The sequence below is a fragment of the Flavobacterium sp. W21_SRS_FM3 genome, from assembly GCF_052113625.1.
Taxonomy (GTDB): Bacteria; Bacteroidota; Bacteroidia; order Flavobacteriales; family Flavobacteriaceae; genus Flavobacterium.
Window position 1 is genome coordinate 553,152 of record NZ_JBGQOD010000001.1, and the last position, 19,802, is coordinate 572,953.

The 19,802-nt window shown below is 33.1% G+C and carries 15 protein-coding genes; 10 read left to right on the forward strand and 5 right to left on the reverse strand.

Annotated elements, in window-relative coordinates; genetic code table 11:
- Nucleotides 1-132 precede the first annotated feature (132 nt).
- Nucleotides 133-2,892, reverse strand: coding sequence for a TonB-dependent receptor domain-containing protein (locus ACEN2K_RS02520; protein WP_441757734.1), 2,760 nt, complete (start codon nt 2,890-2,892; stop codon nt 133-135).
- A 222-nt stretch (nt 2,893-3,114) separates the two neighbouring features.
- Between ACEN2K_RS02520 and ACEN2K_RS02525 the strand changes: the two genes are divergently transcribed.
- The 9 genes from ACEN2K_RS02525 (at nt 3,115) to phoU (ending at nt 12,021) form a co-directional block, all read left to right on the forward strand.
- Complete coding sequence (locus ACEN2K_RS02525; protein WP_441757735.1) at nt 3,115-3,798, forward strand: response regulator transcription factor; 684 nt, start codon at nt 3,115-3,117, stop codon at nt 3,796-3,798.
- Between the two features lie 78 nt (nt 3,799-3,876).
- Nucleotides 3,877-4,959: a sensor histidine kinase gene (locus ACEN2K_RS02530; RefSeq protein ID WP_441757736.1), complete on the forward strand. Its 1,083-nt coding sequence runs from the start codon at nt 3,877-3,879 to the stop codon at nt 4,957-4,959.
- A 77-nt stretch (nt 4,960-5,036) separates the two neighbouring features.
- The gene (locus ACEN2K_RS02535; protein ID WP_441757737.1) at nt 5,037-5,672 is read left to right on the forward strand and encodes a carbonic anhydrase family protein; all 636 of its coding nucleotides are present in this window, start codon (nt 5,037-5,039) and stop codon (nt 5,670-5,672) included.
- A 362-nt stretch (nt 5,673-6,034) separates the two neighbouring features.
- Nucleotides 6,035-7,252, forward strand: a complete 1,218-nt coding sequence (locus ACEN2K_RS02540) for a porin (protein ID WP_441757738.1) — start codon at nt 6,035-6,037, stop codon at nt 7,250-7,252.
- Nucleotides 7,253-7,394: 142 nt separating this feature from the next.
- Nucleotides 7,395-8,258, forward strand: coding sequence for a PstS family phosphate ABC transporter substrate-binding protein (locus ACEN2K_RS02545; protein WP_441757739.1), 864 nt, complete (start codon nt 7,395-7,397; stop codon nt 8,256-8,258).
- Nucleotides 8,259-8,449: 191 nt separating this feature from the next.
- Nucleotides 8,450-9,658: a phosphate ABC transporter permease subunit PstC gene (pstC, locus tag ACEN2K_RS02550; protein WP_441757740.1), complete on the forward strand. Its 1,209-nt coding sequence runs from the start codon at nt 8,450-8,452 to the stop codon at nt 9,656-9,658.
- Between the two features lies 1 nt (nt 9,659).
- Nucleotides 9,660-10,538, forward strand: coding sequence for a phosphate ABC transporter permease PstA (gene pstA, locus ACEN2K_RS02555; protein ID WP_441757741.1), 879 nt, complete (start codon nt 9,660-9,662; stop codon nt 10,536-10,538).
- A gap of 1 nt (nt 10,539) precedes the next feature.
- On the forward strand, nt 10,540-11,292 hold the full coding sequence (pstB, locus tag ACEN2K_RS02560; protein WP_441757742.1) for a phosphate ABC transporter ATP-binding protein PstB: 753 nt from the start codon (nt 10,540-10,542) through the stop codon (nt 11,290-11,292).
- Nucleotides 11,293-11,352: 60 nt separating this feature from the next.
- Complete coding sequence (gene phoU, locus ACEN2K_RS02565) at nt 11,353-12,021, forward strand: phosphate signaling complex protein PhoU (RefSeq protein WP_441757743.1); 669 nt, start codon at nt 11,353-11,355, stop codon at nt 12,019-12,021.
- Nucleotides 12,022-12,099: 78 nt separating this feature from the next.
- On the opposite strand, the gene ACEN2K_RS02570 is transcribed toward phoU, so the two are convergent.
- From ACEN2K_RS02570 to ACEN2K_RS02585, 4 genes are all read right to left on the reverse strand, one after another.
- Nucleotides 12,100-13,164, reverse strand: a complete 1,065-nt coding sequence (locus tag ACEN2K_RS02570) for a glycosyltransferase (RefSeq protein WP_441757744.1) — start codon at nt 13,162-13,164, stop codon at nt 12,100-12,102.
- Nucleotides 13,165-13,279: 115 nt separating this feature from the next.
- Entirely contained in the window at nt 13,280-16,711 is a 3,432-nt protein-coding gene (locus ACEN2K_RS02575; protein WP_441757745.1) for a hypothetical protein, read from the reverse strand.
- A gap of 86 nt (nt 16,712-16,797) precedes the next feature.
- Nucleotides 16,798-18,054 (reverse strand): aspartate kinase, encoded by a 1,257-nt coding sequence (locus tag ACEN2K_RS02580; RefSeq protein ID WP_441757746.1) that lies wholly within the window; start codon nt 18,052-18,054, stop codon nt 16,798-16,800.
- Between the two features lie 34 nt (nt 18,055-18,088).
- Complete coding sequence (locus ACEN2K_RS02585; protein WP_441757747.1) at nt 18,089-18,571, reverse strand: GNAT family N-acetyltransferase; 483 nt, start codon at nt 18,569-18,571, stop codon at nt 18,089-18,091.
- Between the two features lie 170 nt (nt 18,572-18,741).
- Here ACEN2K_RS02585 and fbp point away from each other — a divergent pair, with 170 nt between their 5' ends.
- Nucleotides 18,742-19,761 (forward strand): class 1 fructose-bisphosphatase, encoded by a 1,020-nt coding sequence (fbp, locus tag ACEN2K_RS02590; protein ID WP_441757748.1) that lies wholly within the window; start codon nt 18,742-18,744, stop codon nt 19,759-19,761.
- Nucleotides 19,762-19,802 lie beyond the last annotated feature (41 nt).

The window sequence follows — 19,802 nt, forward strand, 5'->3', positions numbered from 1 at the left end:
TACTTTGCTGTTAAGGATTTCTATAAGGATTCCAATTTCATTAACGTTAAGTTTACACCCTTTATTTACAACAAAAAAGAGGTAGCTGAATGATGATCAACTACCTCTTTTTAAGGCCATGTGAAGTGGGTATTAGAATTTGTAATTTAAAGACAAACTTAAATTTGACCCTATTTTATAAGAACTGGCTAATACATCAGCAGTTTTAATTACTGGTGCTTTGCTTTGATCAGTAAATCTTGTGTACACTGGGTTCAATATGTTTTTATAAGACAATCCTATGTTTAGTTTTTTAGTTAAACTAGATTTTAAAATAAAGTCTAATCTCCCAATTGATTTGTCAATTAAATTTCCTCTTTCTGAGGTTCCTATTACTGCTAATTTATCAGAAACATAGGCGTAGGTTATTGTAGCTGTAATGTCTTTATCATTTTTAAATTCTTTTGTAAAAGACATATCTGCATTTGCTAGAAAGTCTGCAGCACCTGATAGTTTTGAATTTTTGTAAGTAAAATTAGCGCCAAATCCATTTTCATTTAAGACTTTAGCATTACTTAAATCCATGTCTTGATACATATATGATCCGTTGAATCCGAAAGATAATTTCTCTTTTAAGTCATTGGCATCACTAACTTCAAAAATGTTTTTTCTAAATTCTAATTCAATACCAGCTACGACTGCCTTATCACCCGTGTTTGCCCAAGTGATGTTCCCAGAAGAGGAGTTAGTATACATTTCGTTGATTGGGTTTTGAATTAATTTTCCAAAAGCAGTTACCGAAAGAATTTCGTCATTACTAGGATATAATTCCCAACTTAAATCGGCATTGTAATTTGTTGAAGCATATAATTTGTCGTTACCTTCATAACTTTGTCCCACTTCTTGAAAAAGTATTTTTACTTTTTCTTTAAATTGAGGTAGAGTATAGGTGTTACTAGCTGCAAATTTTAAATTTTGTTTATCATTCAATTTGTATTTTGCAATTACACTAGGTAAAAACTTTACAGGTGCGTAAGTATTACCAGTTCCATCAGGAGCGTCTAAACTCATATAGTAAACATACTGTTCTATTTGCTCAAATCTACCTCCTAAAATCACAGATAATCTGTCAGTGAAATTGTACTGTGCGTTACCGTAAATAGCATGAATATTTAAATGACCACTATATAGTTGGGAAAGCTTACTAGAACTATCACCATCTGCTAAATCAAAATTAGTGTCATTCAAGTAGAGATCAGTATTGTTAAATCCGTCCTTTGGGAAAAGCGTTTTATTAGTTTCTGGAAAAAACGAATATTGTTGCGAATTAAAATCAACAGTTTTCATCTTACCAGAATATCCTAGAGTAGCTTTTCCTTTAAATTCGTCATCAGCTATTTTAGCAAAATTGTAAGATCCGGCAATATTTGCTGACCATTCTTTTTCTTTTAAACTTTGGAAATAACGGTGATTGTTAATACTAGAATTTTTGAAAAAAGTATAAGCTGTTGATCCATCATTTGAAGGTACAAAGGTGTTTTGCATGCGGTCTGGAATGGTGTTATCAAGTAGGCTATATCCTATTTTCCAATTTGCATCCAGTCTTTCGTTATACTTGTGCTTACCAATTAATTGGTTTACTAATAATTGCGTTTTATTAAAAGTACCACGTTTTATAAAACCAACTTGGTCTAATCCTGAAAATTCAATGTTTTTACCATCATATTCACTGTAGTCTTGTGATGTAGAGTTTAAAAATAAAGTAGTGTAAAGAATGGAGTTGTTGCGATTGATTTTATAATCAGCAGTACCCATTACAGTTGAATTTGTATTGAATTCGTAAGATTTTCTAAAGTAATCTGCATTAGCAGTACCTTGTGCAGTAATGTTAGTTCTGTAAATACCTTCGTTATATTTATTCTCTGCATCAAAACCAGCAGTTATAAAAGTTCCAATACTACCGTTTTCTCCTACATTGAATTTTTTTCCAGCAGATAAAGAAAAGTTATTGTTTAAAGTATTTTTTCTTTCTTGTCTATCCCAACTCGTGCTATAGTTGTAAGGTAATAATGGATTACTTGGTGTACTTACTTTTTTGAAACCAAAATAAGAGGGACCATCTTGCAAATAAAAGTGATTCAATTTAGATACATTAGTATTTGTACCAACACCTACTCCCACTTGAACAAAAGGAGATCCACTCATTTTCTTTGCTACAATATCAACATTTGCTCCACCAAAGTCAGCATAATTTTGCGACTCAAATGTTTTACTAATTCCTACTGATTCTACAACATCTGTAGAAAAAATATCTAAAAGGATGTTTTTATTTTTAGGATTATTAGAAGGTAGCGGCAAACCATTTAAAGTAGTTACATTGTATCGGTCTCCTAAACCTCTTACAAAAACACTTCCTGAGCCTTCTTGTTTAGATACACCGCTCACTTTGGTTACGGCAGAAGCTACATCACTAACCCCTTTTCTAGCTAGTTCTTGAGCGCCAATACTTTGTTTGATTTCAACAGCGTTTTTTTGTTCTAGTAGTAAGGCAGTCTCTTTTTGTTTATTTACTGTTGTAGTAATTACAACATCATCCAGTTTGTAACTAGAAGAGCCAAGCGCTTTACTTATTGTGATTTTTTCACCGCTTTTTACGGTAACATTAGTTTCTATTGATTCATATCCAATGAAACTAAATTGTATCACATAGTCTCCTGCAGGTGCAGTAATTGAATATTTACCATCAATATCAGTCGTAGCGTTTATTTGTGTTCCTTTTAATAATACGTTTGCAAAAGGTAGCGTTTCGTTGTTTGAATCTTTATCAGTTAGTACTCCAGAAATAGTACCTTTATTTTGTGCAAAAGTAAGGGTACTGATAAAAAGCGTTAAAATGAATAATTTCAGTTTCATAGTTGTGTTTAATTTTTTGCAAAGTAATGGTGGTATTGTAAAGTCTGTGTTATTGGGCTGTTACTATTTTGTTTCTTGAATATTAACAAAAGGTTACCATATTAAATTACTAACAACGCTATTTTTTAACAGTTGAATTATTATTATATTTACATTCGAAATTAACCTTGTTGAATACCATTTGAGGTAAAATTCTACGAGAGAAATACAATTTTGCTACAGATGAAAAAAAAACACACGAAGATCTTACTTGTTGATGATGAACCAGATATCTTAGAGATTGTAGGGTACAATCTTACTCAAGAAGGCTATCAAATTTTTACAGCCGTAAATGGTAAAGATGCTATTGTAAAAGCTAAAAAAGAATTACCAGACCTTATTATAATGGATGTTATGATGCCAGAGATGGATGGGATGGAGGCTTGTGAGAACATTAGAAAAATCCCAGAACTTAGTAATGTTATTATAACGTTTCTAACAGCCCGAAGCGAAGATTATTCTCAAGTTGCAGGTTTTGATGCTGGAGCAGACGATTATATCACCAAACCAATAAAACCAAAATTATTGGTCAGTAAGGTGAAAGCTTTATTGCGAAGATTAAAAGAGAGTGAACAAAATAGCGAAACTCTTAATGTAGGGGGAATTGAAATTAACCGTGAAGAGTACAAGATTGTAAAGGATAATATTGAAATCGCTTTGCCTAGAAAAGAATTTGAATTATTTTATCTTTTAGCTTCTAAACCAGGTAAAGTTTTTAAAAGAGATGAAATTCTTGATAAAGTCTGGGGAAATGAAGTAGTTGTAGGCGGAAGAACTATCGACGTACACATTAGAAAACTTCGTGAGAAAATTGGAGAAGATTTTTTCAAAACAATAAAAGGTGTTGGCTATAAATTTGAAGTTTAACTAAAAAAAACTCAAAAGACACTTTGTTTTTTTCCAATCTATAAAAATACGAATCACTCCATAACAATGTTTGAATAAATGAAAATTAGTTTTAAAAAAACCTACAAGTTTGCGGTAAAATCAGCTTTGTACATATGCCTTTTCTCTACCGGATTTGTGATGTTATTAGTAACTATGATTTTCAATTACACATTTAAAAGCTTGGTGCTGTTTGGATTTGTATTTACTCTAATAATTTATCTTTTCTCATTTATAGTACTACAATATAGAGTGGAGCGCTTTATTTATAGGCGTGTAAAAAAGATTTATGACGATGTATCCTTATTAGAGTCGAGTACTTTTATCAATCAGCCCATAACTACAGATATGGAAACCTTGACTAGAGAGGTTAAGAAATTTGCAACTGATAAGAAATTAGAAATAGAAATGCTCCAAGTTCGTGAAGAATATCGTAGAGAGTTTCTAGGAAATGTTTCTCACGAATTAAAGACACCATTGTTTACCGTTCAAGGTTATATCTCCACATTATTAGATGGGGCAATGGATGACAAGACGATTCGAAAAAAATATTTAAAACGTGCCGAAAAAGGAGTGGAACGATTGATCTATATCGTAGAAGATTTAGACATGATCACGAAGCTGGAAGTAGGGGATTTGAATTTAGATTATTCAGAGTTTGATATAGTAGAACTTATTCAGAATGTTTTTGACTTACTTGAAATGAAAGCAGAAAAGAAGAAGATAACGCTTTCATTTGAAAATTATCATATTCAGCCTAATTTTGTAAGAGCAGATAGGGATCGCATCCAGCAAATTATTGAAAACTTAATTGTCAATTCTATTAAGTATGGTAAAACTAATGGCACAACCGAGGTTGCTGTCGTCAATTTAACCAAAGAGAAAGTTTTAGTACGTATAAGCGATAACGGAGAAGGAATAGAAAAACAAAATATCCCCCGACTATTTGAACGTTTTTACCGTGTTAATAAAAGCGGCTCTCGCTCAGAGGGTGGTTCTGGTTTAGGACTGGCTATCGTCAAGCATATTATTGAAGCACATAAAGAGAGAATCTACGTAGAAAGTGAATTCGGAATTGGTTCTGAGTTTTCTTTCACTCTTGAAAAAGCTGTAAAAAGCAAGCCGTTTGTGCCGATTATATAGATAGAATATTACTTAAAATGTTTATCTTGGCTTTATAAATTAATGGTATATTATCATAAATGATTATTTTATAAAGTATGAAAACATTAAACAAAGAAATGCAGCAAGCCATTACACCTGCTATGGCTATTACAATTTTAAAAGAAGGTAATAAGCGTTTTGCTAATAACCTCAAAGCAAATCGCAACCTTTTACAACAAGCAAATGAGACAGTAGAAGGGCAGCACCCTTTTGCAGTTATTTTGAGTTGTATTGATTCTAGAACTTCCGCAGAACTTATTTTTGATCAAGGATTAGGAGATGTCTTTAGTGTACGTATTGCCGGGAATATCATCAATGAAGATATACTGGGTAGTATGGAATTTGGCTGTAAAGTAGCGGGAGCAAAAGTGATTGTAGTTTTGGGGCATACTCGCTGTGGAGCTGTGAAAGGTGCGTGCGACCATGTTGAAATGGGAAACTTAACAGCATTACTGAGTAAAATACAGCCAGCAGTTTATGATGAGAAATCTGAAACAGCTGATCGCAGTTCAGCAAATCCAGAATTTGTAGAAAAAGTAGCAGTGATTAATGTAAAGCGATCTGTAAATGCAATTATGGAACGAAGCCCTATTTTAAAACAGATGATTGAGAATGGGGAAATCAATATTGTTGGGGGAACTCATGATATTGCTACTGGATTGGTTACTTTTTATGAAGAAGCTATGGGCTAACAAATAAAAGCCCATATACTTAGCAGTTAAGTATTCTAGTATAAAAAAAGCGTGTAGTTAATTAAACTACACGCTTTTTTTTGTTCAGAACTGATTTTTCTATCAAAAATCGATCAATTTTTGTAGCTATTTTGTAGCTAAAATTGAGCAATGTTAATTTATTGTTAAGCAAATAAAAGGGATTAAGGTCTTGATTATATGATATTTAAAAAAATTACCAAGCTCTAAAAACATTTAAACAAGTTTCTTTGTATCTTTAAGGTTGCATTAAATTCTTGTAAAGGTAACCTTGTCTTAATAATAAAGCGTTTAATTAATATTAGGTTTGCAAAAAAATAATATAATGTTAATTTATACTTAAAATGAAAAATATTTTATTAAGTTCAGTACTGTTATTTTCAATATTGGCAACAGCGCAAGAAGGGAAAGTAGAAGGAAAACCTGCAGATAAAAAATTAGACTTAAAGTCTTATTATAATTCTGATAAGAAATTAGGTTTTACAGAAAGAGACAGTTTGTTTCAGGTTAACATTGGTTTTAGAGTTCAAAGTAGAGCTGGTTTTCAAAAAACGGATGGAGAGACTGGAGTTGTAGAAGGTGAAATCAGAAGAATGCGACTTAAATTAGATGGTTTTATTTACAATCCTAAATTTGGTTATAAAGTTGAATTAGGATTTTCAGCAGGTGATTTAGGTGTTATTAAAGCAGGAAATAATGAAAATGTAATACTAGATGGAGTACTTTTTTATAAGCCTACTGATAAATGGACTATAGCATTTGGTCAAACCAAATTGCCTGGAAATAATCAGCGTGTCATTTCTTCAGGGTCTTTAGAGTTTACAGATAGAACAATAAATAACTCTAAATTCAATATCGATCGTGATTTTGGTGTATTTATCGATTACGCAGAGGAAAAACCAAACAACTTTTCTTATGCATTGAAAGGTGCTATAACTAAAGGTGAAGGTAGAAACTGGGTTAAAACAGAAGACGATGGTATTGCTTTGACAGGAAAAGTTGAATTATTCCCTTTGGGAGCATTTACTAAAAATGGCTCTCATTCAGAAGGAGATTTAATTAGAGAGAAAACGCCAAAATGGATGATTTCAGGGGCTTTTAGCCAAAATAATAATGCACGTAGAGCTCAAGGGCAACTAGGGAATGAGCTTTTTGAAAAAAGAACTTTACAGTCTTTGTTTTTTGATACGATGTTAAAATACAATGGTTGGTCAGCAACTGCTAGTTATATGTCAAGAATGTCAGATGATCCTATTACTGTGAATCCTTTAGATGTTACTAAAACGCAAGCTGTTTTTGTAGGAGAAGGTTTTGATACACAATTGAGTTATGTTTTTCCTTCTAAGTATCAAATTGCTGGAAGATTCTCTACTCAAACAGTAGATAGTGAAATTCATGCTTTCACTCCTGATACGGATGAATATGCTGTGAGTCTTTCTAAATACATTTTCGGACATAAATTAAAAGTGCAGACAGAATGTTCTTATGAAAACAAGAAATTTATTTCTGGTGATACCTCTGGAAGTTGGTATGTGCGTATGCAAGTAGAAATTGGAATTTAAAAAAAACTTATTTTAGGAAGTGCTTAAAAAATAAAGGTCTACTTAAAATAATAGAAATTGAATAATACTGGCTTAACATCCAGTTAACATTGAAGTAATACTTTTGTCAAAAATTAAAATAGAACCTAATAAAACAAATAAAATGAATAAAACTAAATTGTTTTTAATGTTACCATTAATTGGTATGTTAAGTTGTGGTAAAGCTAAAACAGAAGATAAAGGTGCTGAAAATACTTCAGCAGCAGTTTCTGTAACAATAAAAGGTAGTGATACTGTATTGCCATTGGCACAAAAAGAAGCAGAAGATTTAATGAAAAAAGATGCTAATGTAAGTGTAACTGTTGTAGGTGGTGGTTCAGGTGTTGGACTAACAGCTTTGATCGATGGAACTACTGATATTGCAATGGCTTCTAGAGACATGAAAACAGAAGAGAAATTGAAGTTCTCTGAAATGAAAAAAGAAATAGAAGAAGTGATTATTGCTTACGATGCATTAACTGTAATTGTAAATCCAGCAAATAAAGTGTCTCAATTAACTCGTGAACAATTAGAGAAAATTTTCACAGGACAAATAACTAACTGGAAAGAAGTAGGCGGTGAAGATGCTAAAATTGTAGCTTATTCAAGAGAATCATCATCAGGAACATATGAGTTCTTTAAGGATGAAGTTTTAGATAAAAAAAATTATGCATCTAACATATTAAGTTTACCAGCTACAGGAGCTATTGTTCAGGCTGTGGGTCAAACTAAAGGGGCAATTGGGTATATCGGATTAGCTTATGAAACTAAAGAAGTGAAGCAACTTGCTGTATCTTATGACCAAGGTAAAACTTTTATTGAGCCTTCTGTAGCAAGTGCTAAAGATAAAACGTATCCAATATCAAGACCTTTATATTATATGTTTGATAAAACAAATGCTGCAAAAGTGAAAACTATCGTAGACTTTGCTTTATCTGATGAAGGACAAAAAATTGTTTCTGAAGTAGGATATGTACCATTGAAATAATATAATAATCGGTTTTTATTATATTCTTAAAGAAGGTTGTCTTGTAAAAGGCAACCTTTTTTTATTTAAAAATTAATCGTAAATTCAAGCCCACAAAGTTTACTTAACATTAAGTTAACATAAGGTTAATGATGTAAAAACATTAGGCATGAATAGCTAGCGTAGTTTTGCTAAAAATAAAACATACTGATTTGAAAACAAATTTTAAACAGATTAAAGAAAAGTTAATTGAATCTATTTTGATGCTGAGTAGCGCTGCTACTAGTATTACGGTTGTTTTAATTGTCTTTTTTCTATTCATTGAAGGTGCTGGTGTTTTTACTAAAAAACCCATTGATGATGGTTTTTTACTAGCAGTAGAAAATAGTAATCCAGTAAAAAAATTACAACCTTCCCAGATAAAGGACATTTTTGATCAAAAAATCACGAACTGGAAAGAACTAGGCGGAAAAGATCAGCAAATAGTATTGTTCCGCACTAGTGATATTACTGACTATTATACAGATGAAGAATTAGGAGAAAATTTTGAATACTTCCCTGATAAAATTAATGAACTTATAGCTAAAACTCCTGGTATCATTGCTTTCTTCTCTGATAAATATAAAGCCAAAGAATTCACAGGTAGAGAATTAGATATTGATAAAATCAAGGTTTTTGAGTTTTTATCTGGTGAAGAGTGGTTTCCCACGGCACAACCTATTGCTCAAATGGGGGTAAAGCCATTAATATATGGTACGTTATGGGTGAGTTTTGGAGCCATCCTTTTAGCACTGCCTATAGGATTAGCAGCGGCTATTTATTTAAGCGAAATTGCAAAGAAAAAAACCCGAAGTTTATTAAAACCACTAATCGAGTTACTGGCGGGTATACCTTCTGTAGTCTATGGTTTCTTCGGATTGGTCATCATTGTACCACTTATTCAAAGTACCTTTAATTTACCAGTAGGGGAAACAGGCTTAGCCGGTAGTGTTGTTTTAGCGATTATGGCTTTACCAACAATTATTACTATCTCTGAGGATGCAATGCGTAACACTCCGCGTGCAATGAAAGAAGCTAGTTTAGCTTTAGGAGCAAGTCAATGGCAAACGATTTATAAAGTCGTTATACCGTACTCAGCATCTGGAATTACAGCGGGAGCTATATTAGGTATTGGTAGAGCAATTGGTGAAACTATGGCTGTTTTAATGGTAACAGGTAATGCTGCGGTTATTCCTACTACACTTTTAGAGCCAGTAAGGACAATTCCAGCTACAATTGCGGCAGAATTAGGAGAAGCTCCAAACGGAGGATTGCATTATGAGGCTTTGTTTGCATTAGGTTGCATCTTGTTTATAATTACTTTCGGAATTAATATGTTAGTAGAAATGGTGACAAACCGTAAATCTCATAAAAAACATTAAGATGAGTGTAGAGAATAGTTTAGCAAAGAAAAAAAGAAGAAATCAAAAAATTGCCTTTGGTATATTTAGCTTTACAAGTTATGCCATCGTTGCTCTTTTATTTATAATATTAGCTTTTATCGTCATTAAAGGAATTGGAGTTATTAGTTGGGATTTTATAACTGAAATGCCTAAAAATGGAATGACCGAAGGAGGAATTTTCCCGGCCATTGTAGGTACGCTATGCTTGGTTTTAGTAAGTATGGTATTTGCTTTTCCCGTAGGGGTTTTAGCTGCAATTTACATGAGTGAATATGTTAAAGATGGTTGGATTAAAAAAATCATCAAGCAAATGACCAACAATCTTGCAGGAGTACCATCAATTGTTTTTGGACTTTTTGGGATGTCTTTATTTGTGAATAAAATGGGTTTTGGAGATTCCATTCTAGCGGGAGGTTTAACGTTGGGACTATTAGTATTGCCTATTGTTATTAGAACGACAGAAGAGTCTTTAAAAGCTGTTGATGATACCTTTAGACAAGCTAGTTTTGGTTTAGGAGCCAGTAAATGGGAAACAACAAGTAAAGTAGTTTTTCCTATTGCTTTTCCCAATGTGATTACCGGTTTAATATTATCAATAGGAAGGGTTTCTGGGGAAACAGCGCCAATTTTATTTACTGTGGCGGCCTATTTCTTACCTAAATTACCGACTTCCATTTTTGATCAAGCAATGGCCTTACCGTATCACTTATACGTGATCTCTACAAGTGGTACTAATATTGAAGCTTCTAGAGCTATGGCTTATGGAACGGCACTTGTTTTAATTATAATTGTATTAATTTCTAATTTATTAGCGAATGCTCTTCGTAAATATTATGGAAAAAAAGTAAAAATGAATTAACATGCATAAAATAGAATCAAAAAACGTAAATTTTAATTACGGAGAATTTCAGGCCTTACACGATATTTCGATATCAATGAAGGAAAATACTGTGACAGCATTAATTGGACCTTCTGGTTGTGGTAAATCTACCTATTTACGTTTGTTAAACAGAATGAATGATTTGATTGATAATACTCAAATGACAGGGAGTATTCTTATTGATGGAAAAGATATTTATGAAAAGCATACTAACGTAGATGATTTACGTAAAAATGTGGGGATGGTTTTTCAAAAGCCAAATCCTTTTCCTAAAACTATTTTTGAAAACGTTGCTTACGGATTGAGAGTAAATGGGATAACAGATAAAAAATTAATTGAAGAACGCGTTATTACTTCTATTGAGCAGGTAGCGCTATGGGATGAAGTTAAAGACAAACTAAAGAAGTCCGCTTTTGAGCTTTCAGGTGGTCAGCAACAACGTTTGTGTATCGCAAGAGCTTTAGCAATACAGCCATCTGTATTATTAATGGATGAGCCTACCTCTGCTTTAGATCCAATTTCTACCTCAAAGATTGAAGAGCTTATTTATGAGCTGAAAAATAAATACACTATTGTAATTGTAACGCACAATATGCAGCAAGCGGGACGTGTAAGTGATAATACTGCTTTTTTCTACATGGGTAGATTAATTGAGTGTGATAAGACAAAAACAATCTTTACAAAACCAGCTATAAAGCAAACAGAAGATTACATAACAGGAAGATTTGGATAATATTGATTTTGATTTGAAAGCAGAATCGTTTAACTTTAAATCTTTAAATCTTTACAAAAAATGGCATCACACTTAGAAACAGAGCTAGGAAAGCTTAAAAGTATAATTATAAAAATAGGTAACTTAGCTGAATCTCAGGTAAGTGAAGCAATGAAGTCATTGCTTTCAGAACCAGGTTCAGAGACTAAAGAGGTTAAAAAGACCGAAAATAAAATTGACAAACTTGATGTGAAAATCGATGATATTTGTCAAAGTGTATTTGCATTGCAACAACCTGTTGCATCTGACTTGCGTTTTATTATGTCGGCAATGCAAATTAGCAATCAAATTGAAAGAATTGGTGATTTATCAATGAGTATCATTAAATTGTCTAAAAGCATTAAAGAAAAGCACGAGTTAATTACAAAATTTGATATTGTCACTATCGCTAGAGAAGTAGAAATGGTAACATTGAAAACAAATGAGTGTTTTGAAAATCTTGACGAACCAACAATTGAAGAAATTTTTATTTTAAATAATACCATTAAAGATAAAAGTTCAGACGCAATTGATAACATCATTGGTGAAATGAAAAACAATTCGAAAACAGTAGTTTCAGGAACAAATCTTATTCTTGCTTTGAAGCATATTGAGAGAATTTCTGATCATTGTACTAATATTGCTGAATCTGTTTACTTCATGATCAATGCTAAGACAATCAAGCACGAAAAATTCATAGAGAAGAAATAAATTTTTTTTCTAAGCATAAAAAAATGACTTTCGCATCTTCAGTAAGATGGAAAGTCATTTTTTATTTGATACTGTTTACTATTGGAAAACTTCAAATAATTGTTGCCAATTTATTTTCTCATTGAAAGTAGACAGTCCCCTATAATCTGCGATTTCATTCAAATCTTCTATTTTAAAACGTTCTTGTTCAGCAAAGGGAACAAGGCCTTCTTGTTTCAACTTTTCAGCGAGATACAGCTGTTCATACTGGCCTGGAGTAGGAATAAAAAACGCCTTTTTTTCTAATTTAACCAAGTCCATGATGGTTGTATAACCAGAGCGACATAGTACCAAAGCGCTCTCGTTAAAGGTTTGCTCTAATTGACGACTATTCATAAAGTTATAGTAACAAATGTAACCTTCTTGTACTTTAATTTGCTCTTTTTCTACAATTCCTTTTATAAAAACAACTGTTCCTGTAAAGCGTTGAACTTCATTTTTTAATATTGCTTCTAAGAGTCCTCTTTGTGGTTCTGGTCCAGAAAGGATGATCATTAAATCGTATTTTAGAGCCACCTCTTTTTTGTGCATTCTACTAATAGGGCCTATGTATTTTAAATTTAAATTGGAGTGACTAACGTGACTTAGTGCTCCTGCTAAGTTGGGCTTCTCAGCCACATCTGGAACCCAGCATTCTTTGTATTTCTTAATGATGTGTTGGTGTAGCTTGCTGGTGAACCAAGTGGTATTCCCTGTCATCACATTAAGCTGATGGGTGATGAATACGCAAGGGAGTTTTTTATTATAAATACCCAATCTATTATCCGAAATGATGCCATCAATAGCATATTTCTCAATTAATTTTTTAACTAATTGCTTTTCAGACCAGATAGCGTCCATCATCTTGGGGCTGTTTTGCAGTAATTTCCATTTGAAATTTTTACCGTTTTTAGCATATTCTATTTGGTAGGACGGTAAACGGATTGCCTTTATATACGGAAATTCTTTTCTTAATAAATCCAGTGCAGCACCATCGGAAGCAATTATAGGAATATAATTATGATCTTGTAATGCCTTGATTATAGGAATACATCTTGTAGCATGACCTAAGCCCCAGTTTAACGGTGCGACCAATATTGTTTTACATTTTGCGTCTAAATTCATAGATTATACTATTTATAATAGTGTAAGATACAGCTACAATGTTTCAGAGGTATTTACAATAGATTACTAAACTATTAATTTATTAGTTTTCTATGATCAAGCATTTGTTTTAAAATTAGAAATACGCTCTTAATTGAATGTTTCCAGTGTGAACGGCTTGGGTTTTTTCACTCTTCCTGCCTTGATAGTTGAGGTTAATATCTAGAAATTGCGTGATGTTCTTTTGCAATAGTAAACGCCAAGTAAGATTTTGCCCCGTTTGCAGTCCTTCCAGCATTTGAAAACCTACAGCTCCAAATTCGCTTTCTTCAAATCTATTTTGGTAAAAGGATATCTCGCCATTCATTGTTATGTTATTTTTGCCTGAATATGAGAATGATGTTCCTATCCTGTTTTGCAGTAGCGTTTCTAATGCTCCAATCTGATTTTCTTTTTGCTGTAACTCATAAAAAAGATCCCAGCTAGTGTTTTTAGAAAATAAGTAACTAATCTTTGGCGCTAATTGGTAGCCGCTGATGCTGTAGTTTATCTCTGCAAAATTTTCAGATAACAGACTCGTCTGGATTGTTTTTGCGAAAGCACTAAAAAGCCAGCTTTTATGATACAAATGTGTATACTGTAACTGATGAGAACTATTTTTAGATTCTTGAGATCCTATTGATAATAAATTTTTAGCTTGGTTTTTTAAGTACGAATAGGTGATTGAATGATTTTGTTTGGCCCGATTGTAAAAGAGGCTGTTTCTAAAATTGGAACTCAAACCTAACACATTTTCCTGTGAAGCTTTGAACGGATTTAGTTCAAAATTACCGCCTTCATTTTTAGTTTTACGATCAATTAAAAAAGAGGTTTGATTATAGAACAATGAAGCTATTTTTTTTAATCCTATTTCGTTTTGCCATTGCGTAGGGTTCAACGTGAGTGATTGTGAAAATTTAGTTTGATGTGTTTTAATGTACTGTTGATTGGGTAAATAAATACGTATATATTTAGCTTGATCAATAAAAGGAGCTATTTCAAATTCTTGTAGTTCTTGAATGCCATTTCCATTGTAATCATTCCAAGTGTAAACACCTTGTCCAACCGGAACTTCTAAGTAGGTAAATTCTTGTTGTGGTAAGGAACCGGAGTTCGTTTCATAAGCACTTGTGCTCTGAATTAATTGGTTAAAGAAGTGGTCATTGTATATGATTCTCGAATTAAGTGTTTGCTGTTCTTTTTGAGAAGTATCTTCAAAAGTGAAGGTTCTATAGTTAGCATACACCGCTAAGTCACTTTTAGTAGTTTGAATTAATTTTGAGCGAAAGGTATACGTGTGTGACATGTTAACTCTTTGCAATAAGCTGTTTTGTATGCTGTCGTTAGCTCTAATTTTATAAGCTATCTGAGCATAAACCTTTGTGCTATCACCACGACCAGTTAAAAATCCATATTCATAAAATCGTTGACTAAGTGGTGAGTGTTTATTTGTAGCGATTTCTCTTTGTTGATTGTCTTCTAAACGGTGACTGGCACCAATCCAATTATGATTTAAATGATAACGCACTTGGAAGTCATTCCTTGCAAATTTAGAATCGCTTGTTGTTGAGTTGCTTTTAAGGTAGCTTCCTTTTTCTTGAACAGTCCAATTGTTAAACAGAAATTGACCGTGAATGAGTTGTCTATTGCCAGAGAAAAGGTCACTGAAATCTAATTTTTGGAATTCATATTGCAAGGTACCATGTGCAGTAGGACTTATTTTCGGACTCAAATTAAACGTTAAACCTGACACTAACAAACTCTGATTAGCCTGTAGACCAGGATTAAGATTCCAGTCTCGGTCAAATTCTATGGTGTAGATGCGCTCTACAGATCTAAAGTTTTTTTGTGTAAATTGATAATTAGCAAAAACATCTAGTGTTCCTTTTTGTGAAAGCAAACGCTGTTTTGTATTTATTTTTCCGCTTAATCCTTTGTTGTCATTATCATCTATTTTAGAGAACAAATTTTCGTCAGCATTACTAACGCCAATTTCAAAATCTATAACAGTTTTGTCTGAGGGGTTGTATTTGCCTAAAAACGTGGCTACCTGAATTTTTGTAGGAGCAATGAGAGGTACTATAGGTTCGTATTGTCCCTGTGGAACACCATTAATAGGTGCCACATATTCATAGATTGTACTAATCCCCGATGCGTTTTTAATGACATAATTTCCGTTGTTTATACCAACTGCGCTAAAACGGACATTGTATAATTCAAGGTCAGGATTATTTGAATATTCGAAAACTACTGCTGCATTCACAAGCTTTTTAACATAGAGGATTTTATTGTCAGAATAGCTGTCTATATAAGCCGATGATGCAATCATTGCACTTTGATTGTCACCTGCATCAGCTAAAATCTGTGCTTGTTCAATAGATAAATTTTGCTGTAAAGGTTGGTTTTTAATGTCATTTTCAGAGTACAAATATCCGCCAAAATCCCAATTTTTATTTTCATGCGTAGCACCCGTATAACTAACAAAGCGACTATAACTTCTATCAGAATATTGGTATTCAATAGTAATTCTCATTTCGGAAGTAATGGAAAATAGGGCTGTAAATGTAATTTCCCCAGCGTTATAATCTATAGTATAATCGTTATTTTCTCCTCTTTCGAGTAAGAGTCCATTAACATAAACCCTTTCTGAACCTGAGATTACAAGTACATACAGTTCACCGTTTTTCCCTTTTAATTTATAAGGTCCCTGATTGCCTTCTCGACCGAGGAAACTGCTTTTAGCATATTGCCCTCTGACTAGTGCTGCAGATGTAAAAACAGTAGTTTTATTGTCGTCAGTCCCTAAATCAAAACTTGCTGAAAGCCCCTGTACTTTCTTATCGAAATTTAGAAATTGACTTTGGTGGTTTTCAAGGAAGATGTCACCCGCCCGAATGTTCCAGCGGTCACTAAAAAGTTCCATAAAAATATTGTCAAACTGATCTAGTTTTTGGGAGTAGCCCCCATCTTGTAAAGGGATGTTACTATCTTGTAAAGAAGCTCTTAAACTCACTTTTTCGGAGAGTTTTCCAGTAATCTGTAAATCGAGATTAGAGTTTAATACTGTATTTTGATTGTTACCTATTGTTAGGCCTCTCGTAATACTACCCGAAGTGTTGAGACCGTCAAATGGAATGTTTTTTTCAGTGGGTTCCTCACTTATTTTATATAATTTTTCAGAGGCGATGTCGGTACTTACAATTTGACTGGAATCATAAGCGCTATATTCTTTAGTAAGATAATCTGGGAATTTGAGGTAATTGACAGTTATAGAATCATTTTTGATAGCGAATTGCTCATTTAAAATAAGGCTTCCTGATTGAAAATTGACAGTATATGCTTTCTTGTCTATAACATTATTATTAGAGTCTACTAATTCAAAAAAACTAGAGTTGATACTCACGTTTTCTATAAATAGAGTGTCTCTAGTAACCGGGATTTTTTTTGTTTTGTATAGCGAGTTGTTTTCCTGAGCATGCAGCCCAGAAAAACAAATAATCATCGCTAATAGCCATACTTTTTGTAGCATAAAGGGTATAACGTCTATACTTCAAAAGTAGTGTATTCTATATGAAAAGTTAGGGCTTGCTATAAATAAGCTCTTCTTGACAAATTTTAGTTTTCTTGGGTGACAATTTGCATCGTCTCTGTACTCACTTGTTTTAAAATAACTTTTTTACCCAGTTCTACAGTCTCTGCAGCTAAATCATTAAAGTGTCTAATAGTATATAAAGTTACCTCTTTGCTAAAATCTACTTTGAATTTTTTTGATAAGATGGCATTTAGCTCATTGAAGTTGTTAAATTTGTCTTCAACGCAGACAGAGAAACTAATTGCCGAGTTTTGTATTAAATTCACTTTCAATTTAAAACGGTGAAATAATGCAAAAATTTCGCTAATATTTTCTTCCATAATAAACGAGAAATCGATAGAAGAAAGAGAGATAAGCAATTGATTCCTTTTTACGATAAAACAAGGCAGGTAAGGTTCTAATGCGGTCCCTTTAGAAACGCTTGTTCCTTTTAACAGAGGGTTGATAAATGACTTTACATACAAAGGAATTTCCTTTTTTTGTAAGGGTTGCAGCGTTTTTGGGTGAATTACAGTGGCACCATAAAAAGCGAGTTCTATCGCTTCACGATACGAAATTTGGTTTAGCAAACTAGCATTTTCAAAATAACGAGGGTCAGCATTCATTACTCCAGGAACATCTTTCCAGATGGTAACACTTTCAGCATTTAAGCAGTAAGCAAATATTGCGGCAGTGTAATCAGATCCTTCACGACCTAATGTTGTAGTGAAATTATTCTCATCAGATCCTAAGAAACCTTGAGTGATATTTAAAGACTTTCTTTTGATGTTTTTTGAAATATTTTTTTGAGTCAACTCCCAGTCTACTTCGGCATCTCTATAATTTGCGTTTGTTTTTATGAAGTTGCGTACATCAATCCACTCTGTCTTAATGCCCATGAAGTTCATGAAATGAGCAAGGATTGTTGTGGAGATTAATTCTCCAAAACTCACGATTTGATCGTAAACAAAATTATAATTTGGAGATTTATTATGGCTCAAAAAGTATTCAAAATCAGCAAAAAGCTTGTTAACAGCAATAAAAACATCCTGTTTGTCGTCCTCAAACAAATCCATTAAAATTTGGTTGTGGTATTTCTTTACTTCCTGTACAGACGATTTTAAAGAGGATGATTTATCAAAATAATCTTTGATAACTACCTCAAGTGCATTGGTGGTTTTTCCCATTGCTGAGACCACTAACAATACATCTTCATAACCTACTTGCTGTAAAACGCTGTAAACGTTTTTAATTCCATCGGCATCTTTTACAGATGCACCTCCAAATTTAAATACTCTCATGTTAAATTATGCAAAAATTGTACTTCTAACTTTTTTAATCTTTTAATTTATTGGTCACAAAATCATTGACACCTGCTTCGTCCATTTGAACTACGTACCAATCTCTAAGGACTTTTGCGCCTGATTTTTCATAAAAATCAATTGCGGGAGTATTCCAATCTAGAACATTCCATTCTACTCTGCGTACCTGATCTTTTTTACCCTGTTTAATAATTTCTGAGTATAAAGCATAACCTACTCCTGTACCACGCATTTTCTCTTTCACAACTAGGTCTTCTAAATGAATGGTTTTACCTTTCCAAGTGGAGTAACGGTAATAGTACAATGCAATTCCTACAACCTCTGATGCTACTTCAGCAACGAAAACATTGAATAGTGGATTGGGACCAAAGCCATCTTTAATCAAGTCGTCAACAGTTATTAAAACCGCATCAGGTTCTTTTTCAAAATCGGCTAATTCTTGAATTAACTCTAATACAGCAGCCATGTCCTCGCTTTGTCCTTTTCTGATAATCATGATTTTCGTTTTTTTTGGGATTTTTGATTTAACATAGTGTAATTCTATCCCGTAAATTAGTTCATTTTTAGACAAATATACAATACTGATAAACTAAGTAAATTTTATTGAATTCATTTTCACAAAAAAAACGATATTTGTGACTTCAAACTAACTACAACGATTGAGTAATGGAAGAACGCAACAAGACCCTAGGGGAATTTATTATTGAAAACCAAAATGCCTTTCAGTATTCGTCTGGCGAGTTATCCCGAATTATTAATTCCATTCGTTTGGCTGCCAAAGTAGTGAACTACAAAGTAAATAAAGCGGGATTAGTTGATATCGTGGGAGCTGCTGGAGAGCAAAATATTCAAGGGGAAGACCAACAAAAATTAGATGTTTACGCTAATGAGGTTTTTATTCAAACTTTAATCAATCGCGAGATTGTATGTGGTATTGCTTCAGAAGAAAATGATGAATTTATCACAGTTGAAGGCAGCGATAATAGTCATAATAATAAATATGTGGTGTTGATGGATCCATTAGATGGGTCATCTAATATTGATGTCAATGTTTCTGTGGGGACTATCTTTTCAGTGTATAGGAGAATTACACCCATAGGTAGCCCAGTTACGATAGATGATTTTTTACAACCTGGAATTAATCAAGTAGCTGCAGGATATGTCATTTATGGAACATCTACTATGATTGTTTACACAACGGGTCATGGTGTCAATGGTTTTACTTTAAATCCTGCTATTGGTACCTTTTACTTGTCTCATCCTAATATGCAGTTCTCTGAAGATGGAAATATTTATTCCATTAATGAAGGGAATTATATCCATTTTCCGCAAGGAGTTAAAAATTATCTTAAATATTGTCAATCAGAAGAAGGAGACAGGCCGTATACTTCTCGTTACATCGGTAGTTTGGTTTCTGATATTCATAGAAACATGATTAAGGGAGGTATTTATATCTACCCAACTAGTTCTAAAGCACCAAAAGGAAAATTAAGATTGCTGTATGAATGCAATCCTATGGCTTTTATAGTGGAGCAAGCTGGAGGAAAAGCTTCTGATGGTTTTGGACGTATTATGGAAATACAACCTACAGAACTTCACGAGCGTGTGCCGTTCTTTTGTGGAAGTTACAATATGGTCGAGAAAGCCGAAGAATTCATGCTTGATGCCAAGTTGAGTAAATACTAAAAGATATAAAAAAAGCTTCCGTTAATTTGGAAGCTTTTTTA